Source organism: Advenella sp. RU8 (assembly GCF_048381675.1).
GTDB lineage: Bacteria > Pseudomonadota > Gammaproteobacteria > Burkholderiales > Burkholderiaceae_B > Advenella.
In genome coordinates, this window is record NZ_JBLWIS010000010.1 from 25,802 (window position 1) to 40,735 (window position 14,934).

Below are 14,934 nucleotides of genomic sequence, written 5' to 3' on the forward strand. Positions count from 1 at the left end.
TCAGATAATAATTCAGTTCTCAATCAGATACACCATTGTTATGTTCGTTTTTCTTGAACTCGTAAAGATCCTGATTCTCAAGCTCACCCAGCAGTTTATTGATTTTTTCAAGAAACTGGACATTTCTCAGTAACTCTTTTTCTTCGAAATGACCAACCAGATAATCCTGCACGGTTTGGCTCAAATGATTGCAATCCACCGCCAGTTCATGTCCTTCTTTGGTCAGTTCAACCATCACCGAACGATTGTCTTTTTCAGAACGCTTGCGCTTGATCAGTTTACGTTTGTTCAGTACCTGCAATTGCGTTGAAATGGTGGATTGCGGCAGGCCAAGCCGGCTAACCAGATCACCCGTTTTCATTTCCCCGTTATCCATCAGGATAACCAGCATTCTGGCTGAATAGTGGTTAAGCCCCAAATGACGGAAATGCCGGTTGCCGATCTGCAGAAAACGGGCACCAATCAAATGGAAAAGATACGAAAGCCGTGAATCCAGCCTGTCTGATGATTTATTGTTTGTAATATCCATTATCGTCCCAATGAAGGTATTCATGGCATTGTGGCAAACAACGCATGGTCAGCGTTAAAATGTGCCAGGGTAGAAGCCGCCATCAAGAAGAATGTTTTGTCCCGTTAAATATCCTGCATGGGCGCTACACATTGATGCGCACATCATACCAAACTCTTCCGGCTTGCCGTAGCGAAGAGCCGGTATGGTTTGTTGATGCTGCTGACGATAGTCCTCAAGCGTCGTGGATGCCTGTTTTGCCAAATAATCCAGCGTATTGCGTAATCTGTCCGTATCAAAAAAACCGGGCAACAGATTGTTGACGGTGACATTATGCTTAACAACCTCACGAGCCAGGCCCGCCACAAAACCGGTCAGGCCCGCCCTGGCGCCATTGGACAACCCCAGTGCGGGAATGGGTGCTTTCACCGCACTGGATGTTATGTTCACGATACGGCCAAAGCGGTTCTGGATCATGCCATCGATGGTCATGCGAATCAGCTCGATTGAGCTGAGCATGTTGTCATTGAGGGCACGCGACCAGTCATCGATCGACCATTCCCGAAAATTTCCCGGTGGCGGACCTGCTGCATTGGTGACCAGAATATCGGGACGGCTGCAGGCCTGCAAAACACGTTCACGACCTTCTGCGGTAGTAACATCAGCCACCACATAATCAACCCTGCCCCCGGCCGTTGCCTGAAGCGTGGCAACGGCCTGCCTCAAGATGCTTTCCGTGCGGGCCACCAGGATAACATCAACACCTTCCTTGGCAAGTGCCTGGGCACAGGCAAAACCCAGGCCTTTGCTGGCACCGCATACCAGTGCCTTTTTCCCTGCAATACCAAGATCCATTGTTACAATCCTTTAATTCCAAACTATTTACTTGATTGGTGAAAATGAAGTCGGCTGCAGGATTTTGCTTTCCTGGCTGATCAACATCGGGGCCACCTTGGCAAAAAATGCCTGCCATTGCTCATTGGCCGCCAAGGCAGCCCGCCTGGCGGCCCTGTCTTCAAAATTTTGATATTGCCACAAGTGCACGGTCTGGTTCAGGGTACCGAATTCAGAAGTGAAATAGCCCACCATATTGCCCAATATTGACTTCTGGATAGCCAACCCCTCTTCTTCATACAAGGCCATAAATTGCGGCACCGTGCCAGCTTTGAAAGTATAAGTTCTTTGCTCTATAAACATGCTTCCCCCTATTCACCGGCAAAATGTTTGACCCATTTATGGTAATGCTGAATCGCAGGCTCATTACGGCCAATCGTAAAGACACGGTTGCCCCCTGCCGGCAGCCCCTGCTGGATTTTATACCCCATAGGATAATCTTCCTGCTGCACCGCCTGCAACACGGTTGCACTAAAGGCCTCGGATTTGTTTTTTTCTTCTTCGGTCACGGGTGCTTTGGCCACCAGGACCGTTTGCAGGGTTCGGGTTGTTTCGGGCGTTGCCCCGGGAAAAACATGACTGACCAGACAATGGTCACCCAGCACACCCGAGATGGAAAGGTTTGGAAAAACCGAATGGATTTGCCGCAAGTGCAAATCGGGATCCCAGTCTTTTTCTTCCTGCGCTTTCATTTCCGCCAGCGTACGTCTGGCAAAGACCAGGCGCTGGTGGGGGCCATACGTGTCATGCAGCATTAAGTTGCCAATCGTGTAGCGTCCAACCGTGTTGGCATGCAAGGTATTGTGATGATAGGCCTCAAGATAACCGTCCCAGGCCACTTTCCAGCCGGGGCCATCCAGCCAGCGTTGCTCGTAAATCTGCCAGTTGTTTAACTGCAGTCCATCCAGCTGTTCTTTAAAGTCTTGCAGCCACTCATCAATATCAAACACTTTACCCGGGGTCAGGCAAACCCAGATCAAACCACTTTGCTCGGCACAGGGTAATTCGGTCAGTGAATGTGTCGCCGGACTCACATCCCCAAACGTATTGGAGCCGTAAATGCCTTTCAGTTGGCCATCAAGACCATATTGCCAGGCATGATAGGGGCAAACAAACCGTTTGCCCTGTCCTTTACCCTCCTGACATACCGGTGCCCCACGATGACGACAGGCATTAATGAACGCATGCACCTGACCGTTCTCATCACGTGAGAGCAAAACGGGCTTATCCATCACGGTCATGGCCTTATAGCTGCCAGGCTCAGGCAGCTCGATACTCATTGCCAATGCCAGGGGCAGTTCCATGAAAATAGCCTGTTTTTCTCTCTGAAAACGCTCAACATCGCTATACAAGGTAACGGGCAACTCAAGGGTGCTGGCGGCCTGATCAGTTCCTTTCGTGTCAAAATGCGCCAGGGCCCGTCTGGCCAGCTCAATTTTTTCCATTCTTGTTTCCATGATCCTTTCCTTATTTCCAGTAAAACCGTGCTTATCAGGCATGGCTTTTTTTAAATTCCTGCCAACTGGGCAATGATTCGGGATAGTCTGCTGGCAAACGCTTCCCGCCCACCACAAGCCGATCCTTTCGATTCAGGATCTGGCCATATTCGCTGATGGGGGTGTAATACAGAAAATGAATGCTTCTTCTGGCGTATTTCCACTGTCCATTTACTCTTGCATAAACATCTTCATATTTCATCGCTGCCATGCTTCCTTGGCCATCCGGCGAAGTCTCTGCATGGCTTAACACAATACCCGTTGCCCTATCGGGATCATCACCATCAAATTCAACAATATGATCATGTGTCCAGTGATAGGCAGGGCCCCGAATTTTAAACATGTTAATAAACATGGCCTCGATGGCCCCCTTTCCATGGGCCTTCATGACACCACTGGGCGAGTCAAATACGGCATCTTCGGTGAACAGGGAAAGCAATGCAGGCATATCATGTTCATCACAGGCCATGGCATAACGCGTACCCAATTCAACAATGGCGTTACGGGACTCCAGGCGATCTATTCTTTTAACCAGGCTGGCAATATCAGTCATTTTTTTTCCATTAATAAAATTTGTTGGGCAACCAAAGAATTATCTGGGGAAAGATGGTTACCAGCACAATAAGAAGCAGCATCATTAATACAAAAGGAATGGACCCCACGCAGACATCGTTAAAAGCGCCGCCATTTTTCCGGATCCCCTGCACCACAAAAAGATTGACCCCGATCGGTGGCGTAATGAGCGCAATTTCCATCAAGATCGTTAACACAATCCCGAACCAGACCGGATCAAAGCCCAATGAGGTCATCAAGGGGAAAACCAGTCCGATGGTCGTCAGCATCATTGAAAAGGTTTCCATGAACATGCCCAGGATCAGGTAAAAAACCACCAGGATCACTAGGGTTTCCAGGGAAGTCAGATTCAATGTCTTGATGAATTCGGTTGCTGACTGGATGACCCCCATATACCCAATCACCACATTCAGCAGCATGGCGGCAAAGATGATCAGCATGATCATGGCGGTTGTTTTGACCGTATTTTCAAAACAGGCCAGCAACATCGGGACAGTCAGTTTCTTTTCCCACCAGGCCAGTAACAACGCAAACACCACGCCAAAGGATGCCGCTTCGGTAGGTGTGGCAATACCGGCATAAATAGAGCCAACCACCCCCAGAAACAGAATCAGCGGCCGTACCAGATCAAGCAGCACCGTCATTTTTTCCGCCCATGTGCTTGACTGTTTCTGTCCGGAATAAGAAGGGTTGATCAGGCAGGCCACAATGATCACCAGTGAAAACAACACCACCAGCAACAAACCTGGCAAAATACCGGCCAGATAAAGCTCGGGGATGGAAGTCTGTGTTAACACACCATATACAATCAGCACCACCGAGGGGGGAATGAGAATACCCAAGGTACCACCGGCAGCGATAGACCCCAGAAATAGGGACTCTTTATAACCCCGTTTGCCAATTTCAGGATACGCCACGGTACCTATGGTGGCGGCGGTTGCCACGCTGGAGCCGGAAGTAGCTGCAAAAATGGCCGAGGAGCCGATATTGGCATGCATCAGGCCACCAGGCAGCCACGACAGCCATTTGGACACGGCCATATACATTTTTTCAGCCAAACCGGCACGCAGAACGATTTCACCCAGCAAGATGAACAAAGGTACCGAGATCAGGATGAATTGAGTGCTGGCATCCCAGATAAAACCGCCAAACGTCAACGACATGCGTCCGTCAGTGTATGCCTGATCGAGCCACATTGTCAGCAACCCCAGCACAGACGCCACGGGTATGCTCATGAAAACCAAAACAAGCAAAACGGCGACGATGAGTAAAAAAACCATGATGATGTTCCTGTATTTACCAATTACTCATGAGTTGATGGAATGGAAGCCACTTTTGCAGCGGCCTGCCTGTCGCCAGCCAGCAGTAACAAACCCGTATAAACCACCAGAAAGGCGGCATTCAGGGCAAACATGATGAATCCAACGGCCCATGCCAGTTGCGGAATCCATAAAGGCGTCTGCAAGGCACTGGTCGACATGGATGAAAACTCAATGGACTCCATGAAAGTCATCCAGGCCTTGCTGGCCAATAAGACCGAAAAAACCAGCAGGCTTAACAGGGAGAGCCAGTCCATGACCCCCTGAAGGGGTTTGGGCATATGTTGATAGGCAAAGTCGATCCGTACATGGGTTTTTTCAAACAGGCAATATGAAAACCCCCATGTTGTTGAGATGGCAAAAATATAACCGGCCAGTTCACCCGAACCGCTGAATTTTGTTTGAAACAGATAGCGCATCAAAACCTCAATGAACACGCCTATCGAAATCAATAAAAAACCGCCACCACAAATCCACACACCGAACCGGGAAATCCGATGCAGGAAACGGTATATATCTGACAACATATCTCTTACTCCAGAAGACATCGGCGCTGACTCATCAGCCACATCATGCCTGTTTATTCTGCACGCATGCCTACCACTTCACCTACTGTGCTGTTCCAGTCATCCACGCAAGTGGCGCTTCTGGTTTTGCATCGACTTGCCCAATTGCGCACCACCTTGTCATTGATTGACTGCTTCAGCGCTTTTTGCGCCTCATCTGTCAGCCTGACCAGTTTCATATTGCCATTTTCGGTATCACATGAACCAGAAGTAATGCAATTGAGGCCTTGCTCGTTATTCCTGGCCGTTGCCTGCCACATTTCCTCTTCCAGTTTGGCCACTTCACTTTCAATCAATTTTTGCGTATCTGGAGACAGCTTGTCCCAGACTTTTTTGTTAACGGCCAGGAATGAAGCGGTGTACCCCAATGACAGGTTCACATTATGTGTGGCCACCTGCCACCACTTGGCATCATAGGCAGAGCGAACGCCCGAAACACCGCAATCGATGGTGTTTTTCTGCAGGCTTTGCAGCACCTCACCAAAAGCGACCGGAACCGGCACGGCATCCAGCGATTCCGAAATGAAGTCAGAAATCGAGGCACCAAAACTTCTGATTTTCAGGTTCTTGAATACATCCAGACCCACTTCAGACGGCGTGTTTTCCGGCAACTTGCATTGCATATTGGTTTCATCAAAGGCATACAGCATGAGTATTTTAGAGTTGAACTTTTGTTCAAACTCTTTGTTCAGCACCGGAAGATAGGCGTTCATGGTTTTGCGGAATGTTGCCAGATCAGGCGACACCCCCGACAGGTCCCCCCCTTCAATGACAGGACTGTCACTGGAAACATAAAGAAAAACCCCATGGGCGAAATCGAAGGCGCCTGCTCTCAGGTCACGCATGATCTTCTGGCCGTCCATACCCAGTTCGGTCAATGGCTTGGCATTGGCCGTCAACTTGCCCCCTGAAACAGCAGGCAATGTCTGGTTCCAGAATTTGTCTTCCCTTTTCCAGTGGTCAAGCTGCCCCCATGTTCCGACCACGGCAAATTTTTTCGTATCAATGGATTGTGCCTGTGCGGTACAAGCCAGAGTAAGCGATAAAGCGGATGCCATCAAAAGTGTACTGATAGGTTTCATATTTGTCTCTTTGATAATTGGTTTAAGTCTGTATTAATGTCTTGAAACTGCAAAATCAATTGAATGCCGGCATGACCGCGCTTTTGCTAATCCGCTGCCCCATAGTGGGAATATGCCATCCAGACAAACGCGTATGCGCGGGTAATGGAGAAAGATCAAGCTGTTGGCCATTCTTGATCACATGGTGAATAAGCCGGGTTTCACCCAACAGGGAAATTTGCTGTGATGGGTCGCCCTCGATACACAATATGTCGGCATAGCAGCCGGGCTTGATCAGGCCCAGCTCACCGGACATTTTCATGGCGAAAGCATTGTCTGCGGTTGCGCTACGAATGGCCTGCAAGGGCGTCATGCCAAAATATTTGACAAAAACCTCCATTTCCCGATGATGCCAATCTCCGTAAGGCACAGCGGTAAAACCGCTTTCACTGCCACAAATCAAAGGAACACCGGCAGCAATCAGGCGTTTCATTGGCTCGACCGATTCCTGAATCTCATTCTTGAACAAGTCGATCAAGGCCTGGCTGGTACCAATTTGCGCACCAAAATCAGCGATATTGGCCTGGAATGTTAACGATGGACAGACCGGTATGCGTTTGTCAATCACCGCCTTAACGGCCTCCTCATCCATGCCGGTCGCATGGAACAGCATGTCAAAATCAGCCTTGACGGCACGTTTGACCGCTTCTGCCCCCCGGCAATGCCCCATCACCGGGACACCCATGTCATGCGCAACCTCACACACCAAATCCAGTTCCTTCTGGCTCCAGCTGCAACGCTCACCCAGGTGGGCATAATGTGGCACTACGCCTGAAACATGTACCTTGATCCAGTCCACCCCCTCTTTTATCTGGCGACGCACTTCCCTGATAATTTCATTTTCCCCATGCACCACACGGTAATAACCGGTCACACCCTCATCGGCGATTAAATTGCCGGCGGTTCCACCCACACCGGTGATTAAGGCATAAGCACCACAGGCCATACGCGGACCTTCCACATAACCGGCATTGATGGCATCACGAAGATCAAGCGAGTTGGCAAATACCGAATCGGGATCAAGAATTGAAGTCACCCCGGCACGCAGCACTTTTTTGGCGTTATACGAGGCAACCAATGCCGACAGGGCATTGCGCCGTTGATGAAAAATCTCAAGATTCGAAGAGGCGTCATCAAAGCTCAAATGGCAATGTGAATCAATAAGCCCCGGCATAACGGTCAAACCACTGGCATCAATCCGTTTGACCTGATCCAGATGCATCACCTGCTGATCAGCTTCCTGCCCAACCGCCACAATTTTGTCATCACGCACAAGAACAGAAGCGGCAAAAGGTACCTCACCGGTCCCATCAATGACCTGTCCACCATGAATGTATAAATGCATTACCATATTACTCTCTTGATATCAGTGCCTGTTCAGGTCCGGCAAAGCAATTTGCGGGCGTTGTCTGCCAGAAAATCAGGAAGTGCATGACTGTCCAGATTGTCAGGCATATCCCAACCGGCAAAGTTGGTGCCGTAAACCAAATGATCGGCACCAAATGTTTCGGATAAAAGCTCTATCGCCTTGGGATGCCCAATATGCGTGTCCACCCAAAGCCGTTTGAGCATGGCTTCAAAATTGCCTTTATCCCTTAGCGATGCCGGTGACCAGGGTCGCTTGCGTGCCGCCTGCGCCATCCGGTAACTGGTCATGGCCACCGCACCTCCACCGTGGCTAACGCAGATCTTAAGGTTTTCGTGCCGCTCCAAGACGCCGCCATACACCAGGGATCCGATGGCAAGCGTTTCCTGACAGGTAAACCCTGCCACAATATCCAGTTCAAAATGGCGTAACACCGGATCCCCTTCCGGACCATCAATGCCTGCCGGGCCCGGGTGAATATAAAGGGGGACACCCAGTTCAGCCGCGGTTTTATACACAATATCCAGGGCAGGATCATGCAAACGCAACGGCATGTCTGTGCCAAAAGCGGCCCCCATCAGGTTTAATTCATTAACGGCGCGTTTCAACTCCTCGCTGGCTGCTTTGGGATCTTGCATTGGCAATGCGGCAAAGGCTCCCAGTTTTTGACTGTTGTTATTAACCAGACGAGCCACCGCATCATTGTGAATCCGGCAAAACCGGATGGCTTCCTGAGCAGGAATAAAATGAAAATAGGTAAGCGGATTAGGAGAAAGCACTTGGTAATCAATGCCGCTTTCTGCCATTTTTTCAAGACGGCAATCCACATCCATGAAGGGACTGCCTTCATACTTCACACCATTCAGGCGGTATGTTTTTCCTATTTGAAAATAAGGCGTATTATCCGGGTTTTTCCCCAGGAATGGACCATACTCCCCTGCTGCTCCCATGGTTTCAGCCAATACGATATGGGCATGCATATCAATGACTGAAGCGTGCTTCAATCCTTCCTGCTGATTCATTTTGTCTTCCTCACTGCCTGCGCAATTTATTCACATACACACGTGAATGTATTTTTAATTTATTCTATCGATATCGATAATATCGTAGTCGATACAAATTATTGATTAAAAGACAACATCACCATATTGGTATTTATACCTAGCTATAAAAATGTGTTTTTTTTCAGCCCGTTAATTCATGGTAATCTGTAAAAACATACCAGTCCCCATTCATCCGCAACTTGTTAATACCGTGTTTCCAACCCCTTCCACGACCCAAGGAGTGAACAATGAGCGATACACCCGAACGTTACGGCAGTTTGTCCCGATGGTTTCACTGGGGAATGGCCATACTGATTGTCTGGCAATTCCTGAAAATAGGCGACCTTATTAATGAAGGCGAACACTGGGTAGGCCAAACCCTGGTGCCATGGCATATTTCCATCGGTTTTCTGATCCTCATTTTGGGGATTTTGCGTGTGTACTGGGCAATCAAACAGTCTGCAAATCGCCCGAAATTAAGCGGCCCAATGGCACCACTGGCCAGAATCGGTCATTTCCTGCTGTATCTTGTCATGCTGCTGCTACCGGTTCTGGGTATTTTCTATATGGTTGGCAAAGGTTACGGGCTCAAGGTTTTTGGCATGCAATTAATCGCAAGAAGCGAAACCGGTATCGCCTGGATGGCCTCTGTGGGCAGCCTGCACGCGCCCGTGGCCGTGCTGTTTCTTTTGCTGGTAATTGGTCACATAGGTGCGGCGTTTTACCATCATTTTATTTTACGTGACGATACGCTTAAACGCATGACGCGTTAAAACAAACAAAATAAAAAAGACCCCCAGCCTTCTGCTATCAAATCCAGCAGGCTGGAGGAGTCATTCATGACGGCTTATGCGTGACAAAATTTCACCTTTGTGCCTTTCCGGCATCTGCCGGCCAGAACCTTACCCAAGCAGTTTTGGCAGCCACAGCGAGATGGCCGGTACATATGTCACAAACACCAGGAAGCCCAGCAACAAAATCAGCCATGGTGAGGCAGCTCTCATCACTTGGCCAATTGTCATTTTTGTAATGCCTGCCGTCACAAACAGATTCAAGCCAATAGGCGGTGTTACCAGACCAATTTCCAGGTTAACCACCATAATAATGCCCAAATGAACCGGGTCTATACCCAGCTCCATGGCGATCGGAAACAGGATAGGCGCAAGGATCAAAATAATACCGGTGGGTTCCATAAACATGCCGGCAATCAACAGCAGAATATTGACGACGATCAGAAACTGCCAGGCGGCCATGTCCCAGGCAATGATCTGTTCGGCAATGATTTGCGGAATGCGTTCAGTCGTTAACACGTGAGCAAACAGCAATGCGTTAACAATAATGAACATCAACATGATCGTTACCTTGGAGGCATCCAGCAAAACCCCGGGTACTTGCTTTAAGCCAATATCACGATAAACGAAAACGGCCACAACAAAAGCATATACCGCCGATACTGCCGCAGCTTCGGTTGGCGTGAAAACCCCGCCGTAGATACCGCCCAGGATAATGAAGACCAAAGCCAGCCCCCAAATCGAATCCCGCCCCGCCGCCAAGAGCTCTTTGGATGACGCCCTGGGTTGCAGGGGAAATTTCTTGATACGGGCAATGATATAAATGGCAATCATGAGCAGCAAACCCAGGGTGAGGCCCGGTATGACGCCCGCCATAAACAATGCCCCCACCGAGGTTTCGGTGGCCGCACCATACACCACCATCACAATGGACGGTGGAATCAAGATACCCAGTGTACCTGCATTACAAACCACACCAGCGGCAAACGGCTGCGAATATCCGGCACGTACCATGCCGGCAATAACAATAGAACCCACGGCAACCACCGTTGCCGGAGAAGAGCCGGAAACCGCAGCAAACAGACAGCAGGCCAGGACCGAGGCAATCGCCAGACCGCCATGCAAGTGCCCCACCGAAGCATTGGCAAATCGGATCATTCGACGGGCCACGCCCCCTGTTGTCATGAAGGCGCCTGCCAGCACGAAAAACGGGATGGCCATCAGTGTGAAATGTTCGGATGTCTCATACATTTTAAGAGACAGCGAAGCCAGCGAGTCTGTACCGAAAAACAGGATGGTAAGGATGGAAGAAAGCCCAAGAGCCACCGCTACAGGCATGCCTATGAACATGAACACGAACAGCATGACAAAAAGTGCGATAGTGGTCATTTGCGCTCCTGCTGGTTATCGGAATAGTCATCATCATTGCGATGTTTAAGCGCGTCTTCAGCCTCATCACCCAGCAACTGGCTACGGTGCCCGCGCAGCATATGAAACAGCACTTCGGCAAAGCGAATGAAGAGCATGGCAAACCCGATGGGAAGCACAAGCCTTGGTACCCATTGAGGAATGGGGATATCCTGTGCAAGAATGCCGATCATGTACATTTTGTCCACATAGACCCAGGCGCCGTAAAAAACAATAACGGTATAAGCAAGACAAAGCAGGCAGGCAATAATCCCCACCACATGCGCAGTTTTTTTAGGCAGGATTTTGATCAAGGCATCCACCCCGATATGGGCATTCACCCGCACCCCATAGGCAAGGCCCAAAAAGATTAACCCGGCAAAAAGGAAAATGGACAACTCAAGCGCCCAGACGAAACTGTAATTGAATATGTACCGCGCAATGACCTGAGCAAAAGTCACCAGCGTCATTGCTGCCAGCAAAAAAGCAATCAACCCTTCTTCAAGTCGATGAAACCAGCGGACATTCATGGTTGTACTCCATGTTTTTAGAAATAAGAAAAGGGCCTTTTCGTCGGTATCCCTTCAATGCAAAATAAATGGCTGATTACAGACGTCTCTATTAAACACAACACCCCGTCCGTAACCAGCCAACATTTTTTATTGGTTCGCTTCCTGGGCCGCCTTGATCAGGTCTGCGCCAATATCACCCTCAAACTTTTTCCAGACCGGTTCCATCGTTTTACGCCAGGCCTCTACATCTTCCTTGGACAATTGAACAACCTTGGCTTTGTTGTCGGCGATAATATTTTGCTTGTCCTGTTCATTCAGCTTGGCGGCCTCTTCGTTGGCAAACTTGGTGGCTTCATCCATGGCTTGTTGCAAGCCCTCACGAACATCAGCAGGCAATCCATCCCACCACTTCGCGTTGGTCACCACCATGTAGTCAATCACACCATGGTTGGTTTCTGCAATGTTTTTTTGAACCTCATGGAATTTTTGTGAGTAAATATTGGACCAGGTGTTTTCCTGGCCATCCACCACCCCGGTTTGCAAGGCCTGATATACCTCGCTGAAAGACAGTTTTTGCGGGTTGGCACCCAAAGCCCGAAACTGGGACTCAAGTACGTCAGATGCCTGGATACGGAATTTAAGGCCCTTGGCATCCTCGGGGCGTTGCAACGTGTCTTTGTTGGTGGATAACTGTTTCATGCCATTGTGCCAATAAGCCAGGCCCTGCAACCCACGATTACGCATGGAATTCAGCAACTCTTTACCCTTGTCACTTTGCTGAAAGCGATCCACGGCTTCCATGTTATCGAACAGGAAAGGCAAATCAAACAGCTGCACTTTTTTGGTGTAACGATCAAACTTGGACAGTGACGGCGCAATTATCTGCACGTCACCCAGCAACAGGGCCTCCAGTTCTTTGCCATCCCCAAACAACTGTGAGCTTGGGAAAACCTGAACCTCAACCTTGCCAGGCAACAGCTTTTCAGCCACCTCTTTGAATTTGAGGGCCCCCTGCCCCTTGGGAGTTTTGTCGGCAACCACGTGACTGAACTTGACAACAATAGGCTTATCAGACGCCAGGGCACTGCCGGAAAAAGCCAGTGCACAGCTCATACCCACTGCACTCAGGATGCGCATAGCAGTAATTTTCATGGGAATAGTCTCCGTATTATTAAAATCAAATATTTTCCGTGCACCGAGAACTGTTTATAGCAAATACACGAATTAATAACCCGGCTTCAGTGTAACAATCTGGAGCAAAAAAATTACTTAGGGCTTACCATAAATGGGGCTGCTTAATCCCTATGCACTGCCAACCAAATCGTGGCCTCATGTTTTACTGTAAGATACGCTGTCAACGAAAATACACGCAAATATTAAAAGATCTTACACGGAGCATGCAATAAAATGAGGAAAGCAGTAGATGGCAAAGCCAGCGCAATTATGGTGTTGCTTTGCCTGATATGGGGGCTTCAACAAGTCGCCATCAAAGCCGTTGCCACAGATATCCCCCCCATATTGCAAGTTTCCGTCCGCTCCGGCGTCGCTGCTGTACTGGTTTTGCTCTTTACCCGCCTGCTCTCTCGCGACCAATGGCTTGAAGGCGTGGCATTTCGCTCTGGGCTGGTGGTTGGTTTTCTATTCGCGACCGAATTCATGCTGGTTGCCGAAGGATTACGCTGGACATCAGCATCACATATGGTTGTTTTCATGTATACAGCGCCCTTGTTTGCCGCTATCGGACTACATCTGCGCTTACCCGAAGAACGCCTGAATCCGCGTCAATGGTTTGGCATGGCACTGGCATTCGCGGGTCTGCTCATTACCTTTCTGCTCACCCCGCAAGCCCAAAACGACGCCATCCCCAACCAATTACTGGGCGATTTGCTGGGTTTATGTGGTGGTTTTGCCTGGGGCATGACAACCGTGGCGGTACGGGTCAGCCGCCTAAGCGAAGCGCCCCCCACCCAAACCCTGTTCTACCAGTTATTCGGAGGATTCATCTTCCTGATGCCGGTGGCATTTTTCACCAATCAAATAACGTTCAACAGCACGCCACTGGTTTGGGCCAGCCTGGGCTTCCAGACACTGGTCATTTCCTGCGCCACTTATTTCACCTGGATATGGCTGATGCGCAAATACCTGACTGGACGTCTGGGTGTGCTGTCATTCATGACGCCCCTGTTTGGCGTACTGCTGGGCATACTGCTGCTGGATGAACCACTGGAACCCACTTTCCTGGTGGGCTCGGTGCTGGCCCTGAGTGGACTTATTATTGTGAATACGGGCGGCAAACAAAGTTAACAATGGCCATTGCAAACATTATTGCGCCTTTGCACTTAACAAATGCCAAGTTAAAAACAATATACTTCAAGCTAAAAAACGGCCGTTGTCACTTAATTGATATTTCGCACGCATTTTTAGTACCATACTTGCACAACATGACGCTTAAGCCGGCCTAACAACCCGGTATAAAACAAAAACACCCTGCCAGGCATTGCTGCTTTGGCCAGGAGACACACATCAAGAGGAAACCCATGCCTGCTTATTATCAATTTCTGGAAAGAACTGTTAACCCGGACGGATCGGTAACCACCCAATATTGCTCAACCATACACGCCCAGGGAGCCTGGAACCCGCATGAACAGCATATGGCACCGGCCAGCGGTGTCATGGCCGTGGAACTTGAACAGTTTGCACCACGTGCAGACATGCGGATAGGTCGCATCAGTTTTGATATTTTCGGCTTGATCCATTTTGGCGAATTCAGTATTACTACCCGCATTATCCGTGCCGGCAAAACCATCGAACTGCTTGAATCCGTCATGCAGGCCAATGGCAAAACCTGTATTGTTGCCCGGGCCTGGCGCATGGCAACGCAAGACAGCAAACACATCGGCGGACTTGAAGATCCGGCAATCCTTCACCCGGAAACCTACCCGCTTTGGACCGGCCTGCGGCGCTGGCCAGGCGGCTATATTCACAGCCTTGAAACCAGAGCCGATGAAAACAACCGTACTGGCAAGGGTATTGTGTGGTTGAACAATGATCTGGCTATGGTTGAAGGCCAAGCAACCACTCCCTTTGCGCATTTAATCGGCATGGTAGATACCGCCAACGGCATTGTACCCAGACAGGATGGCGAATTTTCCTGGGCTTTCCCCAACCTGGACTTGCAAATTCATATGCACCGATACCCCACCGGACAATGGCTGGGTCTTGAAACCGTGCAACAATATGGCAACGATGGAATAGGCTTGACCAGCTCGGTCCTGCACGATATCCATGGTCCTTTTGGCCGTAGTGAACAAATTCTTACGTTACGCAAAATAGCATAA

General features: G+C 49.5%; 16 protein-coding genes. 3 read left to right on the forward strand and 13 right to left on the reverse strand.

From position 1 onward, the window contains the following. Positions 1–19: 19 nt before the first annotated feature. Genes ACM5Q9_RS11865 through ACM5Q9_RS11910 form a run of 10 tightly spaced genes read right to left on the reverse strand, consistent with a single transcriptional unit; the run spans position 20 to position 8,865 of the window. Positions 20–529, reverse strand: coding sequence for a MarR family winged helix-turn-helix transcriptional regulator (locus ACM5Q9_RS11865; RefSeq protein WP_418144954.1), 510 nt, complete (start codon positions 527–529; stop codon positions 20–22). Between the two features lie 54 nt (positions 530–583). After that, on the reverse strand, positions 584–1,363 hold the full coding sequence (locus ACM5Q9_RS11870; protein WP_418144955.1) for an SDR family oxidoreductase: 780 nt from the start codon (positions 1,361–1,363) through the stop codon (positions 584–586). 27 nt (positions 1,364–1,390) lie between these two features. Next, complete coding sequence (locus ACM5Q9_RS11875; RefSeq protein ID WP_418144956.1) at positions 1,391–1,705, reverse strand: NIPSNAP family protein; 315 nt, start codon at positions 1,703–1,705, stop codon at positions 1,391–1,393. 8 nt (positions 1,706–1,713) lie between these two features. Beyond that, positions 1,714–2,859 carry an aromatic ring-hydroxylating oxygenase subunit alpha gene (locus ACM5Q9_RS11880; RefSeq protein ID WP_418144957.1) on the reverse strand — a complete coding sequence of 382 codons (1,146 nt, stop codon included), beginning with the start codon at positions 2,857–2,859 and terminating at the stop codon, positions 1,714–1,716. Positions 2,860–2,893: 34 nt separating this feature from the next. Continuing rightward, positions 2,894–3,451, reverse strand: coding sequence for a nuclear transport factor 2 family protein (locus ACM5Q9_RS11885; RefSeq protein WP_418144958.1), 558 nt, complete (start codon positions 3,449–3,451; stop codon positions 2,894–2,896). Positions 3,452–3,461: 10 nt separating this feature from the next. Next, positions 3,462–4,751 (reverse strand): TRAP transporter large permease, encoded by a 1,290-nt coding sequence (locus ACM5Q9_RS11890; RefSeq protein WP_418144959.1) that lies wholly within the window; start codon positions 4,749–4,751, stop codon positions 3,462–3,464. Between the two features lie 23 nt (positions 4,752–4,774). Next, a complete protein-coding gene (locus ACM5Q9_RS11895) occupies positions 4,775–5,317 on the reverse strand; it encodes a TRAP transporter small permease subunit (RefSeq protein ID WP_418144960.1) in 543 nt (180 codons plus the stop codon). Between the two features lie 53 nt (positions 5,318–5,370). After that, positions 5,371–6,438 carry a TRAP transporter substrate-binding protein DctP gene (gene dctP / locus ACM5Q9_RS11900; RefSeq protein ID WP_418144961.1) on the reverse strand — a complete coding sequence of 356 codons (1,068 nt, stop codon included), beginning with the start codon at positions 6,436–6,438 and terminating at the stop codon, positions 5,371–5,373. 55 nt (positions 6,439–6,493) lie between these two features. Then, complete coding sequence (locus ACM5Q9_RS11905; RefSeq protein ID WP_418144962.1) at positions 6,494–7,828, reverse strand: amidohydrolase family protein; 1,335 nt, start codon at positions 7,826–7,828, stop codon at positions 6,494–6,496. 26 nt (positions 7,829–7,854) lie between these two features. Then, on the reverse strand, positions 7,855–8,865 hold the full coding sequence (locus ACM5Q9_RS11910; RefSeq protein ID WP_418144963.1) for an amidohydrolase family protein: 1,011 nt from the start codon (positions 8,863–8,865) through the stop codon (positions 7,855–7,857). 269 nt (positions 8,866–9,134) lie between these two features. Here ACM5Q9_RS11910 and ACM5Q9_RS11915 point away from each other — a divergent pair, with 269 nt between their 5' ends. After that, on the forward strand, positions 9,135–9,659 hold the full coding sequence (locus ACM5Q9_RS11915) for a cytochrome b (RefSeq protein WP_418144964.1): 525 nt from the start codon (positions 9,135–9,137) through the stop codon (positions 9,657–9,659). 129 nt (positions 9,660–9,788) lie between these two features. On the opposite strand, the gene ACM5Q9_RS11920 is transcribed toward ACM5Q9_RS11915, so the two are convergent. The 3 genes from ACM5Q9_RS11920 to ACM5Q9_RS11930 form a co-directional block, all read right to left on the reverse strand. Then, complete coding sequence (locus ACM5Q9_RS11920; protein WP_418144965.1) at positions 9,789–11,066, reverse strand: TRAP transporter large permease; 1,278 nt, start codon at positions 11,064–11,066, stop codon at positions 9,789–9,791. After that, positions 11,063–11,614, reverse strand: coding sequence for a TRAP transporter small permease (locus ACM5Q9_RS11925; RefSeq protein WP_418144966.1), 552 nt, complete (start codon positions 11,612–11,614; stop codon positions 11,063–11,065). Before ACM5Q9_RS11925 ends, ACM5Q9_RS11920 begins: the two co-directional genes overlap by 4 nt. 129 nt (positions 11,615–11,743) lie before the next feature. Further along, positions 11,744–12,748: a TRAP transporter substrate-binding protein gene (locus ACM5Q9_RS11930; RefSeq protein WP_418144967.1), complete on the reverse strand. Its 1,005-nt coding sequence runs from the start codon at positions 12,746–12,748 to the stop codon at positions 11,744–11,746. Between the two features lie 255 nt (positions 12,749–13,003). Between ACM5Q9_RS11930 and ACM5Q9_RS11935 the strand changes: the two genes are divergently transcribed. Both ACM5Q9_RS11935 and ACM5Q9_RS11940 read left to right on the forward strand, forming a co-directional pair. Further along, the gene (locus ACM5Q9_RS11935) at positions 13,004–13,900 is read left to right on the forward strand and encodes a DMT family transporter (protein ID WP_418144968.1); all 897 of its coding nucleotides are present in this window, start codon (positions 13,004–13,006) and stop codon (positions 13,898–13,900) included. Between the two features lie 233 nt (positions 13,901–14,133). Then, entirely contained in the window at positions 14,134–14,934 is an 801-nt protein-coding gene (locus ACM5Q9_RS11940; RefSeq protein ID WP_418144969.1) for a thioesterase family protein, read from the forward strand.